Raw genomic sequence first — 26,404 nt, forward strand, 5'->3', positions numbered from 1 at the left:
CGCGGTGGGTCTGCCTGCATTACTTGGCTTGGCGCAGCACAAGCTCCGACAGACGAGTCTTCACCCGGAAGCAGAATTCACGAATTTGAAATTGATAGGCGGGCATGACCATATAGTTCAAATCAGGACCCAATGAGTCTTTGATTTCCATGTATTTAGCGGTCTTGGCAGCAATGGCTTGGTATTCCGCCTCGTATTTAACGTAGGACGGCTTGTTGTAAACCTTCAGAACATCCAGCTCTTTACGGCATTGCTCGGCGCGAGTTGTTTCCGACTCTGGCTGGGCGGCCTCTGGCGAGGCGTGGGCTTGGGCGTCAGCAGCAGGTGCAGCCTCATATCGCACAGTGTAATTGGCAGACGACGCAGGTGCGACTTCAGGTGGTACTTCATGGACGACGGCGGGGGGTGGAGTCACTTCAGTTTTTTCTGGAGTTTTCGTAGCGCATCCCGCGAGGGCAAGTCCTACCACTACAACGATGCCACACATTTTATCCATCGGTTTCACCAAGAAGTAATTATGGTTGGCTGAGTCGTAAGGTTCTGGGTAAAAGCAATAGCTCACTCAATGTTCGAGTGTAAATTTCTACCAGACTCAAGGCGCTCAGCCTCTCTTCCTTGAGCGCACAGACGGGTAATAGTAGTAAAAAAACAAAGAGATGACGAGAAAAAGCTCGTTCGCAGAGCAGATGATAGGGGCCATGCAAGACATGCATCCGCCAAGCGCTTCAAATAGGCAAAATTTCGGAGCACCTATGCTGAAGGTCCTCAATAGCAACGGCCCAGAATGGGGCCGTTGTGATGTTGGCCATTAAGACTTGACCCAATCCAAGTCTACCGCCCCCTGAATGCCGTCAACCTGACCCTTGCTGCTGTGCTGCCACCACTCCCAGCTTTTGCCCTTGGCGCTCCAGGTTTCAGGTACCGTGGGCTGAGCCACCTCCCAATGGGCAATCCACAGCGGGCACTCACTGAAGTCGTACTTGCGCCAGGCCACGCGGCTACTCCAGATGCTGGGAGAGGCGTAAATATGCGGGTATGCCCCCTCCAGCAGCGAAACCCTGACCAGCGTCACCAACTGAAACAGGGCATCGGCCATCTGATCCGGACTGGCACCTTCGTTGCGATTGGTCTCGACATCAATCACCAGCCTATCCCGCCCGGCTTTGAACGCCACCTCGGCCAAACGCCCCTTGATGTTGTTCAACTGCTCGCACGGCGTACTGCTCAAGGCACGGAAATAATGATAGACCCCGGCTTTCAAACCGTTAGCCTGCATGCCTTGGAAGTTCGTGACAAATTTTGGATCGGTGTAGTCTCCACCCTCCGTCATTTTGGCGATTGCATGGGTGATGCCCGCCTTCGCAACGCGGCTCCAGTCAATATCGCCCTGCCAGCGCGACACATCGATGCCCCGCGCATTTTCGTTTTTTATCGGTTCGTTGCAATTCATCTGTGCGTTCCTGCCATGGATGTCGGGTCGATTCTTTCATCGACTTACATCGGCAATGCACTATGGGGATACCGCACCCGGCGATAACGAAATCGCAGGCATAAAAAATCCCGCAAAGCCTCTGGCTCGCGGGATTTCTCGTTCATGTTTGGCGGGAACCCATGGATTCGAACCCTGGAGACGCTATTAACGTCCGCCGGTTTTCAAGACCGCTATGCAAAATCAAGCGGGCTGGTGCCTTGACGGTCGCTGGCGTTCCTTTACTTGCAGCTACCAACCAAGCTACAGGCCGCATTCTGCAAGGGGTGCGGTTTTGGTTTGGGAACGGTTTTGCCCCTCCCCCAACGTCCTGCCGACCGAACACAATCCACCAATAGCCCACGACTCGTGAGACAAATCATATGGCCGCGTTCGGCCAGAAGCAGTCACTCCGTGATCACTCTACAACCTCGACGCGCAGTATGAGCCAAAAGAGCATCAACGCAGCGAGGAACAATACGGTGTGAGCGGTTTATAAAATGCTCTATTGCACAAGCGCGCGGATGGGGATGGATAATCTGGCATATTTTGAGGGTGTGCTGCTGAAAGCCTACGCAATTTTTGCAGAGGAACTCCCTGAAGAGCGGTTTAGATGCCTATTGAGCTGACCGTCGGGTTGTTGTTCGCCGCAATCCGACTTCTGGGCACTATGTGTGAGGCCAGCGTGATGGTTCAGCCTCCAGATGATTCTGCATTGCCCAAAAGCTCCAGCAAGTCATTCGCCAGGGCCGACGCTTCTTGTCGATAGTCGGTGTTCCAGCGACACGACCAGTTAATAGGCTTTCCATCATCCTCCCAATGCGCCAACGCAAGCCCGTTGAGTATTTCCAGCTCGAACCAAATACGCTGCCAGGCGACGGCGTCCTGGACTGACGTTCTGTCTTTCCACAGGAATTCTGTTTGCGCAACAAATGCCGCCCATGCGAAGACATCTTTTGAGGCTCGCTCGCCGAGCGTTCGGAAGTATTTTGCGCTAGCCAATTAACGATTCCTTGTAGTCGTGCACCTGTCTAGCGAATGTCCGTCCCCGGATACAGAGCTTCAGGTGGATGATAATCGGGGTCCTTAAACCTACTGTTCTGGTAATAGGTTTGGGCCGTCGGTCCATCACCGTTATAGGTCACCTGCGGATTCGTCGTGAGATGCCAACCTTCTCCTTCTCTGTCGCGCTCAATCAGCGATGCGTACACCCTACAGCTGCCTGATGAGCCGGATGTCAGCCTGAACTGGTAATAGAGTCCGGCTTGGGGAGTAAACTTCGTCGAGATGTGGCAGGAGCGAGTGCGTGCCCCCTCCCAGAAAAGATCCACCTGCGTTTCGATACCGGGCCGGATCTGCGTTTCGTAATAGTCCCATGTGAGGTATTGCCCTGCCTTGGGCATGCCCACGTCCTGTGTATGGGTGAACGGCAGGAGGCCGGTGCGAACGGCTCCGCCCGAACGTTTACCGTTTTCGTATTGGTAAACTTCGGCATGTTGCGTGTAGTCGACGATACGTACCCAAGCAGGATTGGGCTCGTTTTCGGGCGCGGTGAAGTAGTTGGTGTGGGGCAAATACTGGCAACCTGCGAACAACGGCAATGCAATCAGGCCAAGCAGAGGGCGTATCGACATGAAGCCTTTCCTTTTGCGGAGTCAGGGTTACAGACCACAAAAGAGGAGTCGCATTGCGTAACAACAGAAGTTTTGTGCTTGAAGCGTTGCGACGCATATCAGATGCGGAGCCTACGCAGTGCACATACAGAGCGGCGTGCTGTGATCATTGGGAGGTATTTGCTTAAAAAAATCGAAATGAGCAACCTCGCATGATCCCTGAAATTGCCCCTTTCGTGCTCATCGGGTCGTGAACAAGCGTCCGCCTTTGGCCGGTTGCTGCCTGTCAAGGCAGACCGCAATCAACCCGAGGCGGCAGTTCATGAATGGGTTCTATCATCCAAAAACGGATACCAAGAGTATCTACGAAACCCAGGGTGGCTCACATTGTTTTGAACGGTTGCCAGCTACTCGGACCTTAAGAGCTTTCTAACCTCGGCGATGATCAAATCGATATTAAATGGCTTTGCCAATACTGCATCAAACAGATCCGATCTCTGCATGCCGATGTGCGCCTGAGCACCGCTCATCAAGATGATCGGCAAATCGTTACCGGAAGGAAGTGCTCGCACAGCTGTAGCGAACTCTAGGCCGTCCATGACCGGCATCATAAAATCAGTAATGATTAGAGCAGGCCTTTCTCTATCTGAATCGCCCCTGGTTTCCTAGACACCTCCAAGCCTCATAATGAGGCCCAAATAGGAGGTGCCATGAGTCGTCAGCGTTACCCCGAAGAATTCAAGATCGAAGCGGTCAAGCAAGTGACCGAAAAAGGCAAACCTGTCGCCGATGTCGCCCAGCGCCTGGGCATGTCCGTGCATAGCCTTTACGCCTGGATCAAGGTCTACAGCAAGCCCCAAGAGCAGCGTCAGCAAGACGACGATCAGCAGGCCGAACTGCGCAAGCTGCGCGCTGAACTCAAGCGCGTGACGGAAGAGCGAGACATCTTAAAAAAGGCCGCCGCGTACTTTGCCAAGGAGTGCGGCTGAAGTACGCCTTCATCAAGAAGCACTCGACTGATTACCCGGTGCGGCGCCTTTGCCAAACCCTCAAGGTGCACCCCAGCGGCTACTACGCCTGGCTGGCCGAGCCTCAATCTGCCCGAGCAAAAGAAGATCAACGTCTGCTTGGCTTGATCAAACACGCTTGGCTAGAAAGCGGAGGTGTATACGGCTACCGCAAAATTCACGATGACCTACGTGAGCTGGGAGAGGAATGCGGACGAAATCGAGTCGGGCGCTTGATGCAGGCGGAGGGGCTGCGTTCGCAAACGGGCTATCGGCGGCGTCCAGGGTTTTACGGTGGAAAACCAACAGTGGCCTCGCCCAACCACCTCGCGCGGCAGTTCAAGGTCAGTGAGCCGAACAAGGTCTGGGTGACAGATATCACTTACATCCGCACCTATGAAGGATGGCTCTATCTGGCGGTAGTGCTGGATCTGTTCTCACGCCAAGTAATTGGTTGGTCAATGAAGCCAAGGATGTGCAGCGACCTGGCTATCGACGCAATGTTGATGGCTGTGTGGCGACGTAAGCCACAGCAGCAAGTGATGATTCACTCAGATCAAGGTAGTCAGTTCAGTAGCTCAGATTGGCAAAGCTTCTTGAAGGCTAACAATGTAATCAGCAGCATGAGCCGGCGGGGAAACTGCCACGACAATGCCGTAGCCGAGAGCTTTTTCCAGCTTTTGAAGCGGGAGCGAATCCGACGAAAGATCTACACAACCCGTGAAGAAGCCCGAAGTGATATTTTCGATTACATCGAAATGTTCTATAACCCTAAACGCCGACACAGCAGTGCTATGCAGCTGTCTCCAATAGAATATGAGAAACGCTATTTCCTGAGCTTGGAGAGTGTCTAGGAAACCAGGGGCGATTCATTCAATGCCGCGCTTTACTTAAAGAATAGGTTTACCCCCCGTCACGCCAAAGCGTTCACCCGATATATAGCTGCCCTCATCTGACGCTAGCAGAACGTAGATAGGTGCAACCTCTACCGGCTGTCCAGGACGTCCCAGTGGCGTGCTACCACCAAACTCCTTCACGGAATCCTCTGTCATCGTCGACACAATTAGTGGGGTCCAGATCGGCCCTGGGGCAACACTGTTGACGCGAATACCACGCTTGCCAAGCATCTGCGCTAGGCCTGCTGTGAAATTAGCTATTGCGCCTTTCGTCGCTGCATATGGCAGTAAGGTAGGGTTGGGTGCGTCGGAATTGACTGAGCTGGTATTGATAATCGAACTACCTCTGTCCATATGAGGCAGTGCAGCCTTACAGATGCGAAACATCGCAGTGACGTTAACGTTGAAGGTTTTCAACCAATCCTCGTCGGGTATGTCTTCTAGGCTTTCATAGGTCATTTGGAACGCCGCGTTATTGACCAGCACATCAATACGTCCAAACTCCCCTACAGTGTCTTTAACGACTGCTACACACTGATCTGCGCTTTCGAGATCACCTGGCAGCAGAAGGCATTTACGACCCGCCGCTTCAACCCAACTCGCCGTCTCCTTGGCGTCCTCGTGCTCATCCAGATAAGAAACCGCCACATCTGCACCCTCACGTGCAAATGCGATGGCCACTGCACGCCCTATGCCGCTGTCGCCACCGGTAATCAACGCTACTTTGTTGGCCAATCGGCCTGAGCCTATGTATGTTTTCTCACCGCAATCGGGCAACGGGTCCATCTTGCGTTGATCCCCTGGTACGGGCTGCTGTTGAGCCTTGAAGGGCGGCTTCGGATAATTTTTCATCATATTTTCTCCGTCAATAGATACCTTTGCGAGGGTTAGCCACGAGGAGAAGTTCAGACGAATGTCGTAAAAACGGACAACCGTGCGGTTGCAGGGTAACTATGCGCCGTTGTAGTACGTAACCAATTCTTTCAGGCGTATCAGTACTTGATAGGCGTTCAATAGCAAGGTTAAAGATATGCGGGTATAACATAGATTCAGAAGCGGTAATTGCTAATCGATTAATGATCACCAAGAATAATTTATAACCATTTATCGAAGACCCAGCCAGACGATCACTACCGGAAGGTATTTTTCGACGAAATCAATCACAGAGAGGCATTAAGCCATCATTGCATATATCTATTTTGAGTCCACATTTGAGGTAGATATTTTTGGCGCCAGAATTGTGGCATCAATCACCACAAGGAGGCGAAATGAGATGTAAGGCGATATCCAAACGTGCTTGGGCCGAGGAAACAGCGGAGAGTAATCGTTTGTTTGCTGAAGCAGATGTACTAAATGAATTGGCTTACGCGTTGCTCAGTGATCGTCCCACAACCGATGAAACAGTGAGAAATTTCCAAGCGGCGAAAGACTTGGCCGATGCAAAATATGAGGAAGCCCGACGTGCTTGGGAAAGCGCCAAGCTTCACCTAAGCCCAAAATAGAAGCGAAACTGGTCAGTTTATAGCCCCACCACATCTCGCTGGAGCTTTGATCAAATTCAAGGCTCAAGGCGCAAAAGGTCCCACCTGCTACGCTGACAATTCTAAGGAGAATCAGCCATGCCGAACTCGGATCTACTGCCTTCCCTCCTCTCCAAATTATACGAAAACCAGTTAGCCCTTGAAGCTTCCATCATGGAGCTGTCGAACTGGGTTGAGCAGCGTGGCTCCGCTGAAGTCGCAGAGAACATTCGAGGAGCGTTACACACCATCGATGAGAACGAAGAGTTCATAAAGCTCACCCTCGCTGTTTTGATGTCCCCGGAGTAATCCAATCCACTACAGCTCGTCGCCTCAAATCGCGTCAGGCTCAAACGCCGATTACTGTATACACACACAGCTATCGGACTACCTAAACCATGCTCATCGATGAAGACACTTGCGAGTGGCTTGGCCTCCCCTCGCCTCTCGAAATGTATCAACAGCATTGCCTGCTGCTGGAGAACGAGATCCAAGAACTAAACCTGCAACTACGCAAGGCGAGAGAGGACATCTTTGGTTTGATCGCGATGCTCGACGAAACTCGAGCGATTAAGGATCAGTTCTCTGGCTACCTCCGGCAGCGTGGGGCCGAAGCAGCAGAAATGAGGAAGCACATCGCGGACCTGACAACCTCAAACAACGCGAACAAACGAGAGGCGGAAGCACTTCGGCTGATCGTGAATGAAATGAGACCTCGCCCAACCACGATTGTCTAAGCTCACGCGAACACAGAGGGCTTGGCCATGTGCGGAAGATTGACGCAGTACCGAGGAATCCACGACTTCGTTGCAGCGCTGAGCATGCCGAATGCCCTGGCCAACTCCGTGGGCGACCAGCTAATCGAACGCTACAACGTTGCTCCCAGTACCCAGGTGGCATTGCTGCACATTCAGGGCGATCTGTTGCACGCCGACTCCATACGATGGGGATGGCGGCCACGCTGGGCCAAGGACCGCGCCGCGCCTATCAATGCTCGCGTCGAGAAAGTCGCTCACGGCCCGTTCTTTCGGACGATCTGGCCGCATCGGGCAATCACGCCTATCGACAACTGGTTTGAGTGGGTGGATGAAGGTGGCCCGAAGAAGCAGCCCTATTTGATCCGCCGCCGCGATGGCGCGCCCGTACTGTGTGCCTCCATTGGCCAACTACCCGACGCCGATGAAGGTCCCGGCGAGCATGACGGCTTCGTGATCATCACGGCCGACAGCGCAGGAGGGATGGTGGACATTCACGACAGGCGGCCCGTGGTGCTGACGCCTGATCTAGCCCGCGAATGGCTTGATCCGGCAACCCCCAAGGAACGTGCCGAACAGATAGTTTTGCATCAGGGAGAGCCGTCCGAGGCCTTTGAATGGTTCAAGGTCGATGCAGCTGTTGGAAACGTCAGGAACAAGGGGCCCGAACTGATCCGCCCCCTTCGCTAAGGCTCCGAGAAATACCACATTACAAACGCTACTGCCGTTACCCAGCCTAGGGTTAGCAGAAACGAAAGGCCTGCAAGCCTCTTATCCATGGCGCCCTTCAATAAACTAAATGACCGCAATACGAACCCGCCCCGAGAGAGTAGTACATTGATCTCACGGTGCAATTGCACGGACGTAAGCCTGGCACGCCCTCAGCGCGATCAGTCCTTGGTCACCGGTGTCGGTGATGGCGATAATTCTTTGAGCATGCGCTGGGTCAAGTTGGGCTCGACGGGCTGCATGAACCACGCCGACGGTGCGGGTGGTAGCAGGCATGTTGCAGCCACTGGCTGAATCCGTGGCGTCGAGAAGGACTGACAGCCGTAGTTCAGTAGTAGCAATGCGGTCACGCAGCAAAGCTTGATTACGCTTGGCATCGGATAATTCCTTGGTATGTTGTTGATCGGAGGAAGCAAGCTGCAGCTCCGTGGCCAGCCGCCTGACCTGCTCAGTGCGGGCCTGAGCTGCAGCAGCATTGCCAATCGCGGCTAAATCCGTCTGGAACTGGGCGCCCTGCTCCGCTAACGTCTTGCCGAGGCGCCAATCCTGGAGCTGCCAGGTGCCGACGGCGCTGATCACCATCCCCAGCAGGATTGCTGCCAGGATCTGCGCGGGCGTCATGACATCACTCCGCCCGCCAGCCGATACCGCTTCAGCAGATCCCCCAGCCGGTGCTCGCGCTGGCCATACCCGGCGCCCGGTAGACTGGCCCAGATGTTCCGGCACTTCGCGATAGCCGTCTCAATCCGTCCGGCAAGGACGTCAGGCAATGCCCTGCACTCGCGAATGTGCTGCAGCGCCAACAGGTCCTGGCTGATCGGACTGAAGTCCGACAGCTTGAGCAGGGCCTTGTAGTGCGGCCAGTCCCTCAGCATCTGCTGATAGCGGCCAGATGCATTGGAGGTCAGCCCCTTACTATTGATGACCTTCGATGCACGCCCCTTCGCGAAAGGGTGATCAGTGAAGTCCTTAAACACTTCGGGTTTGCGGTCGATGCCGGTCACGATCACGTCGTAACCGTCCATAGCCGTGGCCGGTGAGGTGCTCGTGCCCTCACTCCATCCGAGCATATCGAGGAAGGCCAGCACGTTACTGCTGCCGGCGAGTGATTCGGAAAGTCGCGCCATTAGTTTTCTCCAGGCATAAAAAAGCCGCCAAGCGGCGGCGGTCAAAGTGGTTAAGCGGGCGTTTCAGGGGGTGACGTCAAAGCTCTAAAACCTTGACCTCCTTGGATTTCTTCGTCTGCTTGCTTTTGGCCTTGGCCTTACCTTTCTTGCCGCCGTTGCACTCAACGGTGGTCGACCAGCCCGCCTGGGTGAAAACCTGCTCCACCGAGTCAACCAGGTACTCACCATCAATGCCGGCCTTAAAGCCACTGGCGTTAACTGATCGCTCAGCAAAAAGATCAGTGCGCCCAAGCATTTCAAGACGAACACTTGCCGAGGACCGATTGAAGGCCGTCAGGCGAGCCTTGGCGGCTTGTTCCGCAGCGGTCTTGTTGGGGTAGATATGCCGGTCGGTGTGAACCGCCGGCAACCCATCAGGCGCATCGGTGTTGTCCAGGCTGATGAGCTTCAGCTCACCTGTTTTCTTGTCCTGGTGCTTGGTGGCCACCGCCTTGTGCGTGTTGCGATCACCTAGGCGGAACTGCCACCGGCTAACGTCCTGGCGCGTGATGGTGACGGCGCCGAAGGTCTTACCGCTTGCACTGGTGCCGCCGTCGCGGGTCATGACAATCAACTTCCCATCGGCCACCTTGGCCGTACAGTCGTGCTGCTTGGCAATGCGGGTGATGAAATTAAAGTCCGACTCGCTGAGCTGATCAGCCCGGGGCACGTTCGTGGAGACGTTGCACACCGGCGTCCAGCCGTTGCGGGCGGCCACGTCGGCCACGATCTTGGACAGTGGCACGTCTTCCCAACTGCCACTGCGCACCGTCTTGCCGGTGCCGCGCATGTCACCAGCCTTGCCGCGCACGACGATGGTGTCAGGCGGGCCGGATATCTCGACTTCGTCCACCATGTAACGCCCCAGGCGAACCATGGACGTCTCGGCGTAGCCCAGGTAGATCTCGATGCCGGCGCCGCGCTTGGGCAGCGCTACGGCGCTGTCACGGTCGTCAATGCGTAGCTCAAAGTCGTCCGACTCCATGCCAGGCTTATCAGTGGTTTTCAGCAGCAACAGGCGGTCATTGATCAGCGCGGTAATGTCTTTACCGTCTGCAACGACGCGAAAGCGAGGGGTCATGGTTCATCCAGTTACCCCGCCAACGCGGGGGAATGTTGGCGGCCGTTACGCGTAACGGAAAAAAAGGACAGCCAGGCCTGGCTAATCCCAAAGCATCACAAGTTCTTCAGTCGGTGCCGGCATGTCCGGCAGGACAATCACAACCCCTGCCCGGTAAGGCTGGGCCTCATCAGCCAGGCCCTGATTGGCATCCAGCACGGCCTCGAGCGTGCCGTTCAGGTGTCCGTAGTAGTTGTTGCAGATGGTATCCAGCAGATCCCCATCAGACGTTCTGCATGTCGTCGCCATAGCGCACAAACTCCAGGGTAAAGCCTTGCTTACGCGGAATGCCGCCAGCCAGCAGCGCGCTTTGTTCTTCCTCAACACTGGTCATGCACCAAGTACCCAGCACATCGCCGTAACCGGTGGTCAGTGTCAGGGGCTGCAACTTGCCGCCCAGGCTTCGCAAGGTGTCCAACTGCTTAATGCCGCCCCTGAAGCCCGGAAAAATAGCGCCCTTGAGCGTCAGTTTCTCCTCACCCATGCCGATTGCCTGCTGTGCCGGTCGACGCGTCAGACGCTCCTGAGAGGCCCAACGAAAAGCAGTCGAGCGGCGCAGCTCATCAAAGGCTGCCGTGCCCAGGTTGAAGAAGTACGGCTGCTGTTTCGGATCACGCGGCTGCATAATCATCAGGTGCGGGAAGGGTTTCACAGCCTCCGGCGCCGGCGTGGCATCCGCTGCAAAGGCCCCGGTTGGGAGAATGCCCGACAGCGAAGGGTTGGCCTTTCCGGCAAGGCTGTTGATCACCGTTGCCGCCCGCCCGGCCTGCTCTTTCAGTGCCCCCAGGCGCTCATCAATCTGAGACGCCGCCCGGCTTGCCGCGCTGTAAACCGACACCACCTGGCCAACCTTCGCCTGGGCCGCCGTAACGCCACGCATAACGCGCTGTAGCTTTTCGCCAATGGCAGGCCCCACAAAGGGCGCGCCCTCCAGCTCCGACGCGGCCCCGCTGAGTTCACTGATCGCGCCGTCCACTGGCCCGATCATCCCATCCAGGCTACGGCGGCCGGTCTCACCCGCCGCAGCCAGGTACTTCACGCTTGATTGCAACTGATCCATGTAGCCCATAAATCCCCCAGGTCAAAGATGCGCGTCGTCGTAGAGCTTGCGGCTCTCCAGCTGCTGGGCGAGATCCCGATGATGTTGATCAAGGTACGGCTGAAGCTCACGAGCAAGCTGCGCAGGATCTTTCACATCGCCCTGGACCGTCAGATGCAGGGGCGCGCTGATATCAACCTTCTGCTCGATCTTCGGCGCTGGTGGCTTAGCCGGCACGGCCATCAGCGAAAGCGCCCCGGGCGGGCTCGATGTCGGTTGTGAGGCCAGTGAGCGCACCACGTCGCCACCCACTGGGCCTGGCGGTTTCACCGCCACTGGCATCAACAGCGGGCCGGTGCCAGTGCCCTTGGGCGCAAAGGACGCCGCGATACCGCCCATCACAGGCGGGATGTCCTTGCCGGCATTGGCCATCATCAGCGGCCCGGCGTCCGGCATTTTCTTCAGCCCATCATCGCCACCGAAGAATGACTTGCCCAGGTATCCGCCCAGGGCATCGCCGCCCATGCTGCCCAGGTAAGCGCCCAGCAACCCGCCAACCACCGTGCCGATGATCGGCACCGCCGAGCCAATCGCCGCACCGGCCGCAGCGCCGGCGAGCGTACCCGCCAAACCGCCTGCCGCTTCGCCGTAGCCTTCGGCCTTTTCATCCCGCGTCGTGGCGTTGTCGTAGGTGTCCTTGATCTTGAAACCGGCCTCAACGACCGCCAGCGCGGCGATCCCCTTCACCGCCATGCCAACCTTGCCACCCTTACCGCCCTTGCCCTTACTGCCGCCGTCCACACCGCCATCCAAGCCACCCAATCCGCCTGCCGGAAGGTTGGTCACGATCACCTTTTGAGGGATGTTCGGGTTGCCCATCAGCGACCCACGGCCGATGTTCAACAGCCCCCGGCCAATCTTCAGCGCACTCAAGGCCGCGCCCAGCGTGACAGCGCCGGCCGCCACGCCGGCAATCACCGCCGTTACGGGCTGGTACTTGTTCGCCAGGTCAGCCAGTGCATAACCGACCTTGCCCAAGCCATCCGCCACCTTGTCGGTCAGCGGTCGCAGGCCGTCACCCAGGCTGATCATGGACGCTTCCATGCCTGCCGTGGCCGCCGACCATTTGCGATTGGAAGTCTCCCGGGCCTTGGCCGCGTCGGCCTCGATCTTGGTCTTGCCGTCGGTGTCCTTGATCGTGACCATATCGGCCTTGATCTTGTCGCCGTATTTGATTTGCGCGAGCAAACCCGCACTGGCGCTCTGATCGCTGACGATGTTGGCCAGGCCGGCCGCCTCAGTCAGGGCCACCATGGCCTGCTGTTCCTCGGCGCTGCCATCCGCAGCCACCTTGATCTTCGCCTTGAGGGCTTCGATCTTCTTGGCCTTCGCGGGATCCTGACGCTTGATCATTTCCTGACTGAGCATGATGAAGGCATCGACCGGGTTGGCCGCCTTGCCGGTTTTCGTCGCAGCCAGAATAGAGCCGGCCAGGTCATAGCCTTCCTTGGCGAAACGCTCTTGGCTGGTGCTGCTGATCACAGCGCTCAACAGGTTGTTCATGTTCGTTGCAGCGGCCGCAGAGTCCTGCGTTTGCGAGTATTGCGACTGCAAACTGGCCCCCAGAAAGCGCACCGCCTCCGGGCCTTCCATGCCCAGGCGCTTGATGTTGCCGAGCATGGACGGCAGGTACCGCGCCATGTCCTTGGGGCCAAAGGCGCCGATATCGCCCGCCGCCGCCACCTGGCCCAGCATGCCGGCCATGTCCTCTTTCTTGACCCCGGCCTCCTTGAACGAGTTGATCAAGGTTGCGATGGTTTCGGCTTCCATGCCCTGGCCGTCGATCAAGTCGGCAATTTGGCCGGCGTATTCGCTCGCCTCCTTCCACTCAACGCCTTTTTCGATCAGGCCACCGACCGCGTTGGCGAGCAGCTGGCGACTCATGCCCTTGTCGTCTGCGATGGTCGAAACCATCTGCGCCATCTTGCCTTCGTCTTCAGTACCGGCCGTGTGCGCCCATAGCGACATCTGGCGCACTTGCGCCTGATAGTCGCCGGAGATCTTGGTGGGTATGGCGACTGCCGCTGTCAGCTTTGTAGCCTGGCCGAGCGAGCCCTTTAGCCCTTCCTTGCCCTGCTGGATTTGGGTATGACCAAGCGTTTTCAGCTCAGCCCCACGGGCCACCTGGCCGAGCTTCTGGTACTCATTACGCAATTTGCCGACCTCGACGCCCTGCTCCTTCAGGGTCTTGAGATTGGACTCCAATTTTTTGAGCAGGCCATCTGCTGAAGCAGAGCCGGTGTCATGGGCTTTTTTCCACTCATCACGCAGGCGGATTGTGTCGCCAATGGTGCTTTGAAGTACCCGGGCCTTGGTGCCCTGGTCACTGAGTTTCTTGATGCGCCCTTCAACATCCTTGAAGGCAGCGCCGACGGTCGAACTGATAGCACCGCCGATCACGACACCAAGCGCCAGGTTATTCGCCATGGGGTCACTCCGAAAAGGTGAAGGCGGCTCACTCCTTGAGCCACCAGATCATCGTTGAGAACGGCATGGCCTCAATCTCGCTGGCCGAGAATGACATTTCCCGGGCCAGCCGCTGAGCCAGCTTCCTCTGTATTTCTTCGTTAAACCCGGTCCTCGCGCACCAGGCGAAAATAGGCGGCCTGCAGGCGCTTGTAATCACGCACGCTCAGTTCCCCCAGATCGTTTTGGCCTGCATCCGTCAGGCTGGCAAACAGGATCATTTCGCTTTGTTCCTCATCGTCCGGGGCGGCTTTGGTCGCGGCACGAACCTCGCGAACGGTTGGGGAACGTATGGTCAGCTGATCAGTTTCGATCTGATTGACCTTGACGATTTTGGACAGCTTGATGGTTGCCGAGTCAGCGGCGATCGTCAGCCATTCCGGGATTTTGTTGATGTCTTGAGGCATGGGTGTTTTCCTTAAAGGCCGAGGTCGCGGCGAACAGCTGCCAGTTGGTCAACGCCGTTGATAACGCGAACCGCGTTGACAGGATCGATTTCAAACATGCGCACGCCACCAACTTCCAGCTTGTAATAGCTGACGCTCACGGCGTACTTGAATTCAGCGTCACCGCCTGGCTTCCACTCGCCAGGGTCCAGCTCCGAGAGCATGCCGCGAATGGTGGCGACCACCGCCGTGGTGGCGCCCTTTTGGCCCTTGAACGAGCCTCGGAACACACCGTTGAACGCAGTCTGATCGGCCTGGCCAAAGAGCTTCATTGCAGCCACGCGAACGCCCTTGGTGCTGAAAGACGCCTCCAGCTTTTCCATGCCCTGATCCATATCAATCGGGGCATCCATACCGCCGCCTTGATACTCGCCGGTTTTGATTTTCATCTTGGGCAAGCTCAAGGTCGGCACGTCGCCGGCAAAGCTCATGCCGTCAATGAACATATTCATCATGAACAACGTTTGGGGAATCATGGACATCGCGAAGCCTCCTTAGGCCTTGGAATCAATTACTTCGGTGAGCCACTGATTGGTGACTTCAACGAGGAACGTAGGGTTTTCCGCCGGTGGCACGTCGGTGAAACGAATGCGCCAAGTGACCTTGCCCTGCTCCAACTGGCTGGCCGTGTTAAGCTCATCGTCGGGAAACACTTCGAAGTTGATAACCGCGCCTTGTTTCTTCAGATCGCGCATGAAGTTCTCCAGGCCCTCGGTCACGTCGCTGACGTAGGTTTTGGTGATCGAGCGATCGACCGCCCACTTGTGCCCGTACAGGATCGCGTCCATGACGATGTCCTGGGTGCGCACACGCGTCACAAAGGCCCACTTCGGATCGCTGGAACAGGTACGGTTGCCCCACAGGCGGTAGCCATCGTCGCGAATGATCGTGGTGATGTTTGCGTTGTTGAGTACGTTGGCCCGGCACGTCGTGTCACCGTCCAAAAACTCGATAGGCCGCGTGGTACCAGTGAGGCCGACAAACTCCTTGTTCGACGGCGAGGCCCAAAAGCCGTATTCGTTATCGGTCCAGGCGAACAGGCCGGCCACCCAGGCCGAGGCCGGCGCATCGACGGTCTCGCTCAGAGCCGTGTCCCAGGTCTGCACACCCGGATCAACCAGAAACACACGCTTGCTGCCGAAGTTTTTGGCGTAGGCAATGGCCGCCTCATCGGTGGTGTTCGGGCCGTCGACGATGGCAAGGCCGCGCAGCTTGCCGGCAAGCGCGTCCATCGACGTAGCCACGGCCTGCGTCGAGCTATGCCCCGGTGCAATCAGCAGGCGGGGCTGGGCATTGAAGCGGCTCTTACCGTCCAACAGTGCCTGTAGGCCGGCACGCTGGCCGTCGGCCAGTTCGCCGCCGATGATGGCCGAGGTTTGCAAAGCCGGGGTAGCAAGCTTCTCGACGCCGCACGCCACGATCACCGCCTTGGCGCGCATATAGATCGCCTTGATGGATTTGGTGATCGCCGCGTCTTCGCCCCAGGCCGCCACCGCTTCGCTTTCGCGAGTGATCAGCAGTAACTGGTTAGGCTTGGCCGTTGCCTTCGGTCCCGGGGTGAAGGTGTCGCAAAGGCCGATAATCGAGGAAGACGGCAGCGAGACAATGCGCGCGCCGGTGTCCACGTTAGTCACGGTAACGCCGTGAAAAAATCCGCTCATGATTGAACTCCAGAAATGATAAAACCCCGCATAAGCGAGGCCGTGGGGTTGTCGTGTTACGCGTAACGGAAAAAGAAAACGCCCCGTCAGTGCGGGGCGTTATTCGGTTTGGCCGGCGATCCAGGCCGGGGCTTGGGGTCGATGCTCGCTATCCGGGAATTCCGGCGATTGCGGCCAATCTCGCAGAGACTGCATGTATACAAGCAACGCCGCGAACTGCTCGGCGGTCAGCGTCGTCTGCTCCAAAATTTCGACCTGATCACGATGACGCTCGCGCAACCACATAACCGAAGCAAGCGAAGCGTCGCGCCATTCGCGCTCCTGCGCAGCAGGATCAAGAACTAGCACAGGCGCATCGATCAAATAGGGCAGTCCCTTTTCGTCATGAGCGCGAACCATTCCAGGACCAGGATTCCCAATAACAGATAAATACAATTCTTCACTAATTTCGACGGCATCATCGGGGATCATTGAGTGAAGCCCAAGAAGGTAAGTTGTCTGTGTACTCTTACTGTAAAGCCTTTGCATGAGATATCCTGTTATTTCCCAATCGCCACATACTCGTAGCCTTGAGCAGCCGTACCAACACTGCCGCCGTTATTATTGTAACGCCGTGCAACTCGCGCAGTGTTTAACGTAGTTACTGACTTATCCCAGTAACAACTAACGCTTTGATTGTCACTCATAGCGCCACGCATAACAGGAATAACCTTATAAACCGCCGCTGGAAAGGCAATTGGAAAAGGCGCGTTGAAAGCATCTGAGACGTTATCGTTCACTGATCCCCACTGAATAATCCAGCCTCCTAGCCAAGTTGGAAAAGCCACATATCCATTTGTCCCAAAACTAAAGTAAACACCCCAGCGTAATTTCTTTGGCGTGACGATTGTAGAGTCGTCCGCGCCCTGATCAACCAGTGCTTGAGTGGAAATCTTAGCCGTGCCCTGATTGGTTTCCGTTCCTTGCCCCGCCAACGCAACTAGCGCGGCAATATCAATGTTTCCCTGATTGATTGGCGCATTCCAGGCTTTGATGCACCACATAACAGCCAAGTTACGTGGACGGGTTTCAGAACCGCTACCGACTGAGAGTTCGGTAGCAGGCCGCGAAGCGAATTGACCGCCCCCCACCGATACGTTTGCGGTTGTGGCCCCACCAGTAAGCACATTAAATCCAGGGTTAAGTGGGGTAGATTTTATCGCCTCCGCCTGCAAGCTACCCAGACCCCGTCCTACATCTGCACCCCGTCCGTGGTCCCAGCCCCGCAGGAACTCGCCGCGCGACTCAGGCAGGCGGAAGTTACCAGCCCCCTCATCGCCCTTGTTGAACGCCCCGCCCATAAACGTGGCCAGGTCGGGGTATGTAGCGGCGCTGTTGACGCTCCCGTCCAGTTCCAGAAAGCCAGGCGCCACCTTGTTCACGGGAAAAGCAATCATCGAGCCCACCGGCAACGCCGATGCCTGAGCGATCATCGCCGTGATTTGATCCTTGGTGTAGGTATCCGTGATGCCATAACCCGCCAGTGTGGTCGGGTTGGATCCAGAAACGAAAACACCCCGGTCATTGACCGTGACTTTGGTGTAAGTCCCTGCGGGCTTGTTCGCCGGCAGAAGCCCGCCAACCGCCTCATCGACGTACTGACGCGTTGCCAGCACCACCGACGGGTCAATCTTCAGCTGAATGTTCGAGGTTCCGCTGGTGATGATGTGCATCCGCACCACCTGGTTACGCCCCGAGCCTTGAGCGAGCAACGGCTTGTAGCTCGGCGGCACATTAGCCACCGCGCTAAACACACCGTCCTTGTCCTCCAGAGCAAGCTCGCGGACATGCCAGCCGCCCACGTCAGGCGGCAACACCACCTCGGCAATCAACACATTGGCGTCAGTCGGAGACACCCGCAGCTGATTGATTTGTGCCCGATAGACCTGATTAACCAGCTTGGTTTGTGATGGGCTGGGCACCGGATCGGTACCATTGGCATCACCGATCAGCATGTAACGCGGCTCCCACGGAATACCGAGGGCATCGCAGTTGGTTTTCTTGGCGGCCCCCTGCGTGGTGATCATGCCGCCAAAAAGAGAGTTTTTATCAACCATGTGAGTACACATCCAGTTCGTCGAGGGTGTATTCGCTTACGCCTGTGTGCCCTTGGATCACCACCTCGATATCCGGGTTGGCCCAGGGGTAAACGTCGATTTCATCACCGTGATAAACAGCGAAGCCGGCATAGGCGTCCAAGCGCGTTTCTAGCGTTATGTCGAGGCCGGTCAGGTGCCGGCTCACGGGCTTTGCGTCGTCAATCAGGCGCTCAAGCTCACCGAACATTTCTTCGGTGATACCGGTGTCGAGTACGCCAACCCGCAAGGCGAATGTCGCGGGCGGGCCTTCGGGCACCGTTTGCCACCACTCGATCACCTCCAGCAGATAGCCAAGCGGCTCGACCACACGGCGCAGCGCGCCGATGGTTCCCTTGCGTGAGTGGATATAAAACGACGCCCGTACCGCGTTGCGTTTGGCCGCCACGGTCCAACGATCGTCCCAGCGATCGACAGACCAGGCCCACGCAAGGTGTGGCAGCAAATGAACGGGGCACGTCGCGGGGTTGTAGAGCGAGCGCAGCGGGATCACGGTTTGATCCGTACTCGCCGCCTCAATGGCACGCTCCAGCTGTGTGCTATTGATCGGGAGTAGGCTTTTCATGTCACTCCCCCAGCTTGACGCTGTAACCTGTGCAGAACGCCGCCTGCGCCTCTGTAGGGGCCAGATCCTGCCAGCCGATCAGCTCGACCCGCGAAACCGCTGGTACGTGGAGCTGCGCGTCTACAGCAGAACGCGCCACCTCAACACCCAGGCGTTTGCGCGGGTTGATCCAGGCCGCCAGGCGCCTTTCAGCTTCGTCCCGCGCTACAGCGCTTTCAGGGCCCGGGCCCTTCATGTACAGCACTGCATCAATTCGATACGGCAGCACCTGGGCGCTTTGCACCGTCACCCGGTCGCCCAGCGGTCGGACGTTTTCATCGTTGACGGCCTTTGCAACCACGGCCAGCAAATCGGGGCCGACTGACCCGTCGCCTTCCAGCCCCAGCACCGTTACCGTAACGCATGCCGGCTCGGGGCTTTCAGCGGACGCATCCGCCACCAGGGCCGAGGCGTTGCGCGCATGCAACTTGTAACTGTTGCGCGGCCCGGCCGTCGTCAGGCCCTCATAGGCCATCTGGATACGCTCGCGGTAAGCGTCGTCACTTTCGGTGATCTTCTCCACCGGCGGAACCGCGCGCAGGTCTTCGGCCTGGATCACCAGGCGCGGCGTGTTGACGTTCGCCCCAAGCTGATCGAGGTCACCCCGAATCGCATGGGCCAGCATCAGCGCCTTGGCCGCATCGTTAACCCGGGCGCGATCACCAATGCGCGCGTAGGCGCCGGCTTCCAGCAACTTGACCACCGGATCGCTTTCAAGTGGCGCGCTCCAGTTGTCGCCCATGAACTCACGGAACACGCCGAGCGACTCCGTGTAGACCTCTTCAAAGTCCAGGGGCTCAAGCACGTCCGGCGCCGGCAACTCCGACAGGTCAACGATACTCATGCACTTACCTCTAGAAATACGCTGTCGCCCAGGTAGCTACCGGTGACTTGAATCTTAATCAACCCGCCCAGGACAGAGACAGCCTGCAAGCGCTCCAACTTCAAGCTCGGCTCCCAGCGCCCCAACGCCCTGCTCGCCTCGGCCTGAACGGCCCCCTTCCAACCCTCGTTAACCGGCAGGTCCACGTACCGGCGCAGCTTGCTGCCGTACTCAGGGCGCTGCCGGCGACTGCCCAGCGGGGTACTCAGAATGTCCTCAATGCTCTGTCGAAGACGCGCGAGGCCCGAAATGGGCTGGCCGGTATGGCGGTCCATTCCGATCATCTAAATCACTCCTGCAGCAGTTCAAATTCCTCATGGGCCTTGAGGTATTCCAGCGCCTCGGCATCCGTTGCCTGTACCGACACGTGCGCCTTGAAAACCGCCAGAGCGCGGCCGCTGCGCGGTAGGATCAGAGTGCGCGAGTTGTAGAACTTGTCGCGAAACGTTGAGCTTGGCTCGGCGCCGGCGACTGGTGTTTCAGAAGTCTTGGCCATGGTTTCCCCCGGGCACAAAAAAGCCCGCGCGCGGCGGGCCTGTGAAATTGAACGGCTAGTGTTTGTGGTTTGCGCTGTTGCCGCCTGCGTCGAGGATCTTGCCGGCACTGGTGATGTCTTGCACCGCATGCAAAGCACCCTGGACCGATACATCTTGCGTTACGGATAACGACCCTTCGATGGCCACGTCAGCAATCAACTTGACGTTGGTCGTCGTGACCGTCACCGCGTTATCCGTAACGACGGCCTCAGTCTCCCCGACCTTGATGCTCACCGTACCCGAGGGCACGGTGATGGTGTAGCTTTTAGCCTCCCAGTCATAGACTAGAGAGCCCCCATCATCGAAGCGCCACACCTCGACGTGATCCCGATTATCCGGGGCAGCACCGGCACCACCGAATAACCCAGGGACAAACGTTCCCATACCGGCCTGGCCGCTGGGGTTGAACAAAATCCCTTGCTCGCCAAGGCTCGGCGCGCGCCAATGCCGGGCCTTGCCGGCGGCCTGGCTGTGCCAGCGCACCCAGGCACTGACCCAATCGCCGGACTTGACCCGCACGGCCGGGGCCATCAGATCCACTCCGACAACCACGCACGGCATGATCATCGCGGCGATCATGCGGTCATGCTCGCCCTGGGCCCAGCTCATGGCGCACCGCCAGGATTATCATCGTTCCGGTAGGCTTCCAGGTTGAGTTTGAGCATGCTCGGTTTCTCCGCGGGGAAAGGCCAAACCTCAGCCCCCAGATAGACATGGTGAGTCCACTCAACGACCCAGACGACATATCCATCCAGCTCAGGCTTGGTCCAATCCTGAGTCGCCCGCACAAATTGCGCGACGTTGACTTCAAGGCCCCAGCTTTGCTGCCGGAGCAACACCGCGAGCTGCGAAACCAGGTGCACGGCCTGCTCATGATGATTGGCCTGGATCGGGTCAACAATCACCCGGGCCTCAAACTTACAGATCAGGCTGGATTCACCGGTACCGGTATCGATGCCCGGCTCAAATTCGGCCATTTCGAGAAACACAGAAGGCAGTGGGATTCCTCGGTTTTCCTCGATCTCCGGCCAAAAAACCACCGACTTAATACCCGACAGATGCTCCGTCAGGTGTTGCTCGATAGCCTGGTACAGCTGACTCAGGCTGAACGGCTCATCGGACATTGGCGCTCCCCTTCAGATACTTCTGCAGTTCGTAGTTGAGCTCTTGCTCTAGGACAACCAGCAGCTGTTCATCGGCGCGTTTGATCCACGCCTCAAAGTGCGGCCGGGCCTGCTCCAGCGATACCTTGGCTTTTGCCAGAGGAAAGCGATTGTCGCTTTCCTCAACGAAACCACTGCGTCGCCGGCCCTGAGTCGCCTCAGGGTAGTCATCGCTGTTGAAGTGCTTGCTGGCAGTACGGATCCAGATATCTGCGCTGTTGCCGTACACCTGTTTGTAAAATGCGCCCTGATAGCGACGCCCTGCCACCGAAACGCCCCTGCCGGTCTGATGTGCCCGACCGATGCGGCTGGCCTCGATCGCGTTGAGGCCGAACCACAGCTTGCCGCGCATCGCACCGCCACTGGTGGGGTAAGCCCGCAAGCGCTGCCGGACGGCGCCAATGGCGATGCGCTCTTGTTTACCCACCGCCCTGGCAATATGCGTACGCAGCCACCCCAAGGTTTTATTGATCGCACGCCGCTGTGCAGCGGCGGCTGCCTTTGGCACCAGCCGGCCGAAATTCTGAAAGCGCTTCACATCCGCCAGTGACGGCTGAATGTTGATCAATCCGCCGTCGCGCTTCTGCTGTACGTAGCTGCCGACACTCATGGACGCTTCCTCAAGATCAGGGCCACCAGGCCATCACCGCCGGGCTCCAGCTGCAGCAGGTCATATTCCCCGCCGCCGTCCAGAACAGGCAGATCGACAGTGACGCGCAGGCCTTTGCTCAGGCCGTCCGAATCACGTACGCGGATCTCAAAGCGCGGTTCTCGGATGGCCGTTTGGGTTTTGCCAAACTTCGGCGCCGTCCATGGCGCCATGAACATACCCAACACCGGCTCGGCGCGACCTTCGATCTGGGCGGTGTCGCCCAGGGTTTCGAACACCACGCCGTCGATGTCATCGATCAGTTCGCGGAAGCCCACGCTTACATCTCCAGCAGGATCTGCGCCCGAGGCCGCGTGCACATATGCAGCGGGTTGGACTGGGCTTCCCCGGCCACGCCCTTGTTGAATGGCAGCGGCTCGATCTTGCTGTAGTACGGAATGCCCTGCGTGTTGACCGTTTCCATGTAATCGGCCGGTGCGAAGGACGAGATGTACAGGTCCGGCACGCCTTCGGGGATCAACAGAGCCTTATCGTCGTGGACAAACGAAATGCCAGCCACCTTGCCGCGATAACGCTCCCAGACGATCCCGCCGAACTCGAAGCTTTCACGGGCATCACCACGCAGGGAGGCGGCTTGCATGGTGTTGAGGTAGGTTTCTTTGACCGACTTATGAACGATCAGCTTGTTCCAGAAGTTCTTGCCGCACATGGCGCGGGAGCCAGTGCTGGTAACGCTTCCCAGTGCGTCCTCTTGCATATCTAGGGCTTCGCCGCATTTGACCCGAAGTTCGGTATCAGGAGCATTGAGGCCCATTTTCAACTTCTGACGCTCCACGCCGAAGCGATCATAGATATCCAACAGCACGGTCTTGCCGTCGGCATCCAGCACCTGGCCATTCAAAGCGCCCATGCGTTGAAATTCGTGGGTGGCATCCAACTGGCGGCGAGCCTTGGCCAATCGCTTGTTGACAACATCCTGCACCGCTTGCAGCTCACTGCGGGTGCCAAAGGCGCGAATGCCCTGGATCTCATCCGCTTTAATAGTGAAGCGCTCCGGCAGGTGTACGGTGTTGAATGGGATCAGCGTACGTTTGGTCCCGCCAACCACCAAGCCCGAGGTGCCCCGCTCACCCGATGGCACCAGTGCCAGAGTGTCGCCGTCCTTCTCGATCTGCACGGTCAGGGTGCTGATGCCCTCTTCGCGAAACAGACCCAGGCTGCTGATGCGGCCCGGCAGGTATTCCTGGTCATTGATTGCAGCTGTCAACGAGGAGACGCTGAATGCATCGTCTTCAAAAATGGCGATATCGGCCATGGGGTACTCTCCAGAAACGAAAAATCCCGCACTCGGCGGGATGAATTAAGTGGGTATCGCCTTAACGGACGATGATGTGATTAACGCCCAGTGCCTTTTCAGCAGCGAGGTCGAGGCCGGTCAAATGCGCTTCGCTGACCTCGGCCAGCCGCACGATGGCACGGCCGCGACGAACAACGTCCGATTCACCCAGCGGGCCGTAGAGGATCGCAATAGCGTTCTCGGAGCCGTCCTCGGCGGTCGGCTGATACGGCGCGAACTCGCTGGTGACCGTGACCAGGCCGAGGATCTGACCCGGCTCCAGGGCGGCACCGGCAGCGACGTTGATCGCTTCGCGGGAGATATTGCCGGCACCTTCGGACAGCAAAAACTCGCCCGCGTGCATCGATTCAATTTTCATGCTTTTGCTCCTTTCGAGTTGCCGTTCTGCGCCGCCTGACGGGAAGCCCAGATCGATTGAGGGTCGGTCTGCTTGGCCTGGACCTTGGGGGCCGGGTCGTTGTCCAGCGGCAGGCTGTTATTGATTTCAAAGGTGCCGCCGCTGCTCACCAGTTTGTCGAACAGCCGCGCCCGGACTGCAGCTTCATCCAAACCGGCGGCGACGAACTCGACGGTCAGCTCTGGCAGACGTGCCGCGACACAAAGGCCATGCAACGCTTTCGCATTGGTCAGTGCCGCCTGGATCACCGCTTCGCTCTCAAGCTTGGTGGCAGCAAGAAGAGGTTCCACCAGGTTGCTGATGCCTGCTGCTGCGCAGCCTTGCGTAACCATCAGCGCCAGCTTTGCCGCATCCGGTACCGGTACGGGATCCGGTTCCAGTGGATCGGTTTCCGGCTCTTCATCCAGCTGGGCGAGCAGCTCAGGCGGGGCATGCTGAAAGCGTTGCAGCACGCTGCCCTGGCCGAGACAGGCGCTGACCTTGAGGCCATCGCCCACTTCATCGGCCAGGCCCAGTGCCAGAGCTTCGTTGGCCGTGAGCCAGGTTTCAGCGTTGACCATGCGCCGCAGCTCGGCCTCGTCGATGTCCGGTGCCTTGGTTTTATAGGCCGCGATGATCGCTTCCAGGGTCTGGTCCAGCACATCGGCGACGCGGCGGAAGTCTTCCGCATCGCCACCGGTGAAGGTGTACGGGTTGTGAATCATCAACATCGCGTTGGCTGCGATCACCACCCGGTGAGCGCCGCAGACCGCCACGCTGGCCGCACTGGCCGCCAGCGCATCAATGCGCCCGGTACAGCGCTCGCCCAAGCGCGACAGAGCGTTGTGGATCGCAAGGCCGTCGAACAGATCACCGCCGATGCTGTTGAACGCAACGACCACCGGAGAAACTCCGTCATCGATGGCGTGCAGCGCTTGTACGAATTGATTGGCGGTGATGCCCCAGGCGCCGATTTCGCCGTAGACGAAGATCTCAATGCTGCGTTGCTCGGCCTCGCCGCTGGCCTGGACGGTGTACCAGCTCTTGTCTGCGACCGTTACCTGCTTGCCCGCCTTGTCATAAACACGAGGTTTCGCTTTTTTGCTCATGGTTGTTCCTTGTCATCGATCGTCTCGATGGCTTCAAGAGTGCTGTAGTTGAGGCCGAGGCCCGTGGCTCTAGCGAGGTCGGCGGCGTTCTCCGTGTCGACTGTTTCCGCGTCGTAACCGGTGCGCAGCACCATCTCGCTGCGAGAGGCAAAGCCAGCCCGCACTTCCATCTGACGCGCCTGCACATCCTGCACCGGCTGGATGTAGGCCCAACCCTGCGGCACCCAACGTGTACGCAGGTACTCGCGCCGACGTTGCGCGTAGTCTTCCAACGCCAGGGCGCCGGACAGCACCGCCATGTCCATCCACGCAGCCCGCACCGGGCGACACAGCTGATGCACATACACGCCGAATTGAAGCTGCTCCAGGCGGCGCCGGAACTCGTTGAGCACCACCCGCAGCGCCCGGTCATTGACCTCGCGCATGTCGCCAGTAAGGATCTCGTACGGCGTGCCCGATCCGGCCGCCGCAGCCATCAGCTGCTGTCGCATGAAGTCCGGGTAGTTGTTGCCGGCGTCCGGTGGCTTGGAGAACTCCACCTCTTCACCCGGGCCCAGCTCCTGCATGGTGCCTGGCTCCAGCGCGACCATCGGCGTGAAACCATCGCGGTCAGTGACCAAGGGTTCCCCGGTCATAGGGTTGCGTGTCAGTGGCCCGCCCTCTGGAGGAGGTCGCTTGATGAAGCCCGCGAAAAGGTTCGCCACTTCCTGGCGAAACAGCACCGCGTCGTCGTAGTTGTCCAAGCTGCGCAAGCGCTTCAACACTGGTGCCAAACGCGGCACACCGCGCAGTTGCCCAGGCTCCATGGGTTCGAAGATGTGTAACACCTGTGCTGCCGGAACGCGCACCAACTGGTTGTAACCCGCATTCAACGACGACGAGTCGCGCGGGTGCGACAAGTACATCCAGTACGCCACACGCTTGCCGGCCGGGTTGAACTCGATCCCCGCGCGGATAACGTTGCCGTTTTTGGCCATCTCAAACTTGTCGTGAGGAACGAACTCAGGGGCCAGCGCCTGCAACTGCAGCGGCACCGCCAAGCCTTCGCTGGGGCTGCGTGGCCGGAGCCGCACAAAGCACTCGCCGACCGTTTCAACGGTGCGTGCTACAAGGGCCTGCATACCGTAGAAGTCGGTCAGCTCATCGGCGTCCGCCTCGTCAACCCAATCATCCCATAGCTGCTGTTTGATTTTGCGCAGTGCCACGTCATCCGTGGTCGGCCTGGGCGTGATGCCGGTGCCGATCAGGTTGCTGACGCGTTTGTCGATGACGTTGAACGCGTACGGGTCATTGCGCACCGCCGCCCGCGAACGAGCGCGCAGGTTGCGCAAGGCCGGGGTATTGATGCTGTTAATGCCGCTGTCGCTGGCCTCCCAACTGGCCGAACGCCGGCCCTCCCCGGCGCCTTCATAACTGGCCTTGATGTTCGACGGCAGCAGGAATCCGTTACGGGTCAGCGTCGGATAGTGTCGGGCCATTAGAGTCCTTTGCCTCCGTGGGTCAGCCGCACCAAGCGAGAACGCGGCCCGGCTGCGTTGGTTAGCGATGTACGAATCTCGTCGCGGGCTTTGAGCAGTTCGTCGATGGAGCGGTACTCCACCGTTCGGTCGCTGTAGCGCACAGTCTTTTCACCGCGCGCAATCGCGCGCTCGATGGCTTCGAGGTGCTTCAGGGTAAACGACATA

Annotated in this window: 34 protein-coding genes and 1 pseudogene; 5 read left to right on the top strand and 30 right to left on the bottom strand. The window is 58.2% G+C overall.

Annotated features, from left to right (window positions below):
• Positions 1-19: 19 nt before the first annotated feature.
• From OZ428_RS20015 to OZ428_RS20035, 5 genes and pseudogenes are all read right to left on the bottom strand, one after another.
• On the bottom strand, positions 20-496 hold the full coding sequence (locus OZ428_RS20015) for a hypothetical protein (RefSeq protein WP_269131039.1): 477 nt from the start codon (positions 494-496) through the stop codon (positions 20-22).
• 312 nt (positions 497-808) lie between these two features.
• On the bottom strand, positions 809-1,450 hold the full coding sequence (locus OZ428_RS20020; protein WP_269131040.1) for a glycoside hydrolase family 25 protein: 642 nt from the start codon (positions 1,448-1,450) through the stop codon (positions 809-811).
• Between the two features lie 711 nt (positions 1,451-2,161).
• Positions 2,162-2,470: a hypothetical protein gene (locus tag OZ428_RS20025; RefSeq protein WP_269131041.1), complete on the bottom strand. Its 309-nt coding sequence runs from the start codon at positions 2,468-2,470 to the stop codon at positions 2,162-2,164.
• A gap of 29 nt (positions 2,471-2,499) precedes the next feature.
• Positions 2,500-3,102: a hypothetical protein gene (locus OZ428_RS20030; RefSeq protein WP_269131042.1), complete on the bottom strand. Its 603-nt coding sequence runs from the start codon at positions 3,100-3,102 to the stop codon at positions 2,500-2,502.
• A gap of 386 nt (positions 3,103-3,488) precedes the next feature.
• A pseudogene (locus OZ428_RS20035) lies at positions 3,489-3,728 on the bottom strand (response regulator); the annotation flags it as partial.
• 63 nt (positions 3,729-3,791) lie between these two features.
• Between OZ428_RS20035 and OZ428_RS20040 the strand changes: the two are divergent.
• A protein-coding gene (locus OZ428_RS20040; protein ID WP_096010408.1) for an IS3 family transposase occupies positions 3,792-4,942 on the top strand; the annotation gives its coding sequence in 2 pieces (ribosomal slippage) (positions 3,792-4,026 and positions 4,026-4,942; 1,152 coding nt in all).
• A 36-nt stretch (positions 4,943-4,978) separates the two neighbouring features.
• Here the strand turns inward: OZ428_RS20040 and OZ428_RS20045 are convergent.
• Positions 4,979-5,836, bottom strand: a complete 858-nt coding sequence (locus OZ428_RS20045; RefSeq protein WP_269134207.1) for an SDR family oxidoreductase — start codon at positions 5,834-5,836, stop codon at positions 4,979-4,981.
• Between the two features lie 416 nt (positions 5,837-6,252).
• Between OZ428_RS20045 and OZ428_RS20050 the strand changes: the two genes are divergently transcribed.
• The 4 genes from OZ428_RS20050 (at position 6,253) to OZ428_RS20065 (ending at position 7,949) form a co-directional block, all read left to right on the top strand.
• Entirely contained in the window at positions 6,253-6,486 is a 234-nt protein-coding gene (locus OZ428_RS20050) for a hypothetical protein (RefSeq protein ID WP_269131043.1), read from the top strand.
• 117 nt (positions 6,487-6,603) lie between these two features.
• Positions 6,604-6,813 (top strand): hypothetical protein, encoded by a 210-nt coding sequence (locus OZ428_RS20055; RefSeq protein WP_269131044.1) that lies wholly within the window; start codon positions 6,604-6,606, stop codon positions 6,811-6,813.
• An 89-nt stretch (positions 6,814-6,902) separates the two neighbouring features.
• Positions 6,903-7,241, top strand: a complete 339-nt coding sequence (locus OZ428_RS20060) for a hypothetical protein (protein ID WP_269131045.1) — start codon at positions 6,903-6,905, stop codon at positions 7,239-7,241.
• Between the two features lie 27 nt (positions 7,242-7,268).
• Positions 7,269-7,949 carry an SOS response-associated peptidase family protein gene (locus OZ428_RS20065; RefSeq protein WP_269131046.1) on the top strand — a complete coding sequence of 227 codons (681 nt, stop codon included), beginning with the start codon at positions 7,269-7,271 and terminating at the stop codon, positions 7,947-7,949.
• A 153-nt stretch (positions 7,950-8,102) separates the two neighbouring features.
• On the opposite strand, the gene OZ428_RS20070 is transcribed toward OZ428_RS20065, so the two are convergent.
• The 24 genes from OZ428_RS20070 to OZ428_RS20185 all read right to left on the bottom strand — a co-directional run bounded on the left by OZ428_RS20070 (position 8,103) and on the right by OZ428_RS20185 (position 26,403).
• Positions 8,103-8,609 carry a lysis system i-spanin subunit Rz gene (locus tag OZ428_RS20070; RefSeq protein ID WP_269131047.1) on the bottom strand — a complete coding sequence of 169 codons (507 nt, stop codon included), beginning with the start codon at positions 8,607-8,609 and terminating at the stop codon, positions 8,103-8,105.
• A complete protein-coding gene (locus OZ428_RS20075; RefSeq protein WP_269131048.1) occupies positions 8,606-9,115 on the bottom strand; it encodes a glycoside hydrolase family 24 protein in 510 nt (169 codons plus the stop codon). Before OZ428_RS20075 ends, OZ428_RS20070 begins: the two co-directional genes overlap by 4 nt.
• A 76-nt stretch (positions 9,116-9,191) precedes the next feature.
• Positions 9,192-10,235, bottom strand: a complete 1,044-nt coding sequence (locus OZ428_RS20080) for a phage late control D family protein (protein WP_269131049.1) — start codon at positions 10,233-10,235, stop codon at positions 9,192-9,194.
• An 81-nt stretch (positions 10,236-10,316) separates the two neighbouring features.
• Positions 10,317-10,523: a tail protein X gene (locus tag OZ428_RS20085; protein ID WP_269131050.1), complete on the bottom strand. Its 207-nt coding sequence runs from the start codon at positions 10,521-10,523 to the stop codon at positions 10,317-10,319.
• Entirely contained in the window at positions 10,498-11,343 is an 846-nt protein-coding gene (locus OZ428_RS20090) for a phage tail protein (protein WP_269131051.1), read from the bottom strand. Before OZ428_RS20090 ends, OZ428_RS20085 begins: the two co-directional genes overlap by 26 nt.
• Before the next feature lie 12 nt (positions 11,344-11,355).
• Complete coding sequence (locus OZ428_RS20095; RefSeq protein WP_269131052.1) at positions 11,356-13,800, bottom strand: phage tail tape measure protein; 2,445 nt, start codon at positions 13,798-13,800, stop codon at positions 11,356-11,358.
• A gap of 140 nt (positions 13,801-13,940) precedes the next feature.
• Positions 13,941-14,246, bottom strand: coding sequence for a phage tail assembly protein (locus OZ428_RS20100; RefSeq protein ID WP_269131053.1), 306 nt, complete (start codon positions 14,244-14,246; stop codon positions 13,941-13,943).
• A gap of 11 nt (positions 14,247-14,257) precedes the next feature.
• A complete protein-coding gene (locus OZ428_RS20105) occupies positions 14,258-14,761 on the bottom strand; it encodes a phage major tail tube protein (protein WP_269134208.1) in 504 nt (167 codons plus the stop codon).
• An 18-nt stretch (positions 14,762-14,779) separates the two neighbouring features.
• Positions 14,780-15,946, bottom strand: a complete 1,167-nt coding sequence (locus OZ428_RS20110) for a phage tail sheath family protein (RefSeq protein ID WP_269131054.1) — start codon at positions 15,944-15,946, stop codon at positions 14,780-14,782.
• A 99-nt stretch (positions 15,947-16,045) separates the two neighbouring features.
• Positions 16,046-16,474 carry a phage tail assembly chaperone gene (locus tag OZ428_RS20115; protein ID WP_269131055.1) on the bottom strand — a complete coding sequence of 143 codons (429 nt, stop codon included), beginning with the start codon at positions 16,472-16,474 and terminating at the stop codon, positions 16,046-16,048.
• Between the two features lie 11 nt (positions 16,475-16,485).
• The gene (locus OZ428_RS20120) at positions 16,486-18,042 is read right to left on the bottom strand and encodes a phage tail protein (protein WP_269131056.1); all 1,557 of its coding nucleotides are present in this window, start codon (positions 18,040-18,042) and stop codon (positions 16,486-16,488) included.
• Positions 18,035-18,646, bottom strand: a complete 612-nt coding sequence (locus OZ428_RS20125; RefSeq protein WP_269131057.1) for a phage tail protein I — start codon at positions 18,644-18,646, stop codon at positions 18,035-18,037. The genes OZ428_RS20120 and OZ428_RS20125 overlap by 8 nt, the downstream gene beginning before the upstream one ends.
• A gap of 1 nt (position 18,647) precedes the next feature.
• Positions 18,648-19,529 (bottom strand): baseplate assembly protein, encoded by an 882-nt coding sequence (locus OZ428_RS20130; RefSeq protein WP_269131058.1) that lies wholly within the window; start codon positions 19,527-19,529, stop codon positions 18,648-18,650.
• Positions 19,526-19,852 carry a GPW/gp25 family protein gene (locus OZ428_RS20135; protein WP_269131059.1) on the bottom strand — a complete coding sequence of 109 codons (327 nt, stop codon included), beginning with the start codon at positions 19,850-19,852 and terminating at the stop codon, positions 19,526-19,528. Before OZ428_RS20135 ends, OZ428_RS20130 begins: the two co-directional genes overlap by 4 nt.
• Before the next feature lie 5 nt (positions 19,853-19,857).
• Complete coding sequence (locus tag OZ428_RS20140) at positions 19,858-20,064, bottom strand: hypothetical protein (RefSeq protein ID WP_269131060.1); 207 nt, start codon at positions 20,062-20,064, stop codon at positions 19,858-19,860.
• 55 nt (positions 20,065-20,119) lie between these two features.
• Positions 20,120-20,713, bottom strand: coding sequence for a phage baseplate assembly protein V (locus tag OZ428_RS20145; protein WP_269131061.1), 594 nt, complete (start codon positions 20,711-20,713; stop codon positions 20,120-20,122).
• Entirely contained in the window at positions 20,710-21,228 is a 519-nt protein-coding gene (locus tag OZ428_RS20150) for a hypothetical protein (protein ID WP_269131062.1), read from the bottom strand. Before OZ428_RS20150 ends, OZ428_RS20145 begins: the two co-directional genes overlap by 4 nt.
• Entirely contained in the window at positions 21,218-21,877 is a 660-nt protein-coding gene (locus tag OZ428_RS20155) for a hypothetical protein (protein ID WP_269131063.1), read from the bottom strand. Before OZ428_RS20155 ends, OZ428_RS20150 begins: the two co-directional genes overlap by 11 nt.
• Positions 21,874-22,194, bottom strand: a complete 321-nt coding sequence (locus OZ428_RS20160; protein WP_269131064.1) for a head-tail joining protein — start codon at positions 22,192-22,194, stop codon at positions 21,874-21,876. Before OZ428_RS20160 ends, OZ428_RS20155 begins: the two co-directional genes overlap by 4 nt.
• Positions 22,195-22,196: 2 nt before the next feature.
• Complete coding sequence (locus tag OZ428_RS20165) at positions 22,197-23,192, bottom strand: major capsid protein (protein ID WP_269131065.1); 996 nt, start codon at positions 23,190-23,192, stop codon at positions 22,197-22,199.
• Positions 23,193-23,253: 61 nt separating this feature from the next.
• Positions 23,254-23,592 (bottom strand): head decoration protein, encoded by a 339-nt coding sequence (locus OZ428_RS20170; protein WP_269131066.1) that lies wholly within the window; start codon positions 23,590-23,592, stop codon positions 23,254-23,256.
• A complete protein-coding gene (locus tag OZ428_RS20175; protein ID WP_269131067.1) occupies positions 23,589-24,719 on the bottom strand; it encodes a head maturation protease, ClpP-related in 1,131 nt (376 codons plus the stop codon). The genes OZ428_RS20170 and OZ428_RS20175 overlap by 4 nt, the downstream gene beginning before the upstream one ends.
• Positions 24,716-26,197 carry a phage portal protein gene (locus OZ428_RS20180; RefSeq protein WP_269131068.1) on the bottom strand — a complete coding sequence of 494 codons (1,482 nt, stop codon included), beginning with the start codon at positions 26,195-26,197 and terminating at the stop codon, positions 24,716-24,718. The genes OZ428_RS20175 and OZ428_RS20180 overlap by 4 nt, the downstream gene beginning before the upstream one ends.
• Complete coding sequence (locus OZ428_RS20185) at positions 26,197-26,403, bottom strand: phage head-tail joining protein (protein WP_269131069.1); 207 nt, start codon at positions 26,401-26,403, stop codon at positions 26,197-26,199. The genes OZ428_RS20180 and OZ428_RS20185 overlap by 1 nt, the downstream gene beginning before the upstream one ends.
• Position 26,404: the final 1 nt, after the last annotated feature.

The sequence above is a fragment of the Pseudomonas sp. GXZC genome, assembly GCF_026967615.1.
Lineage (GTDB): Bacteria > Pseudomonadota > Gammaproteobacteria > Pseudomonadales > Pseudomonadaceae > Aquipseudomonas > Aquipseudomonas azotoformans_A.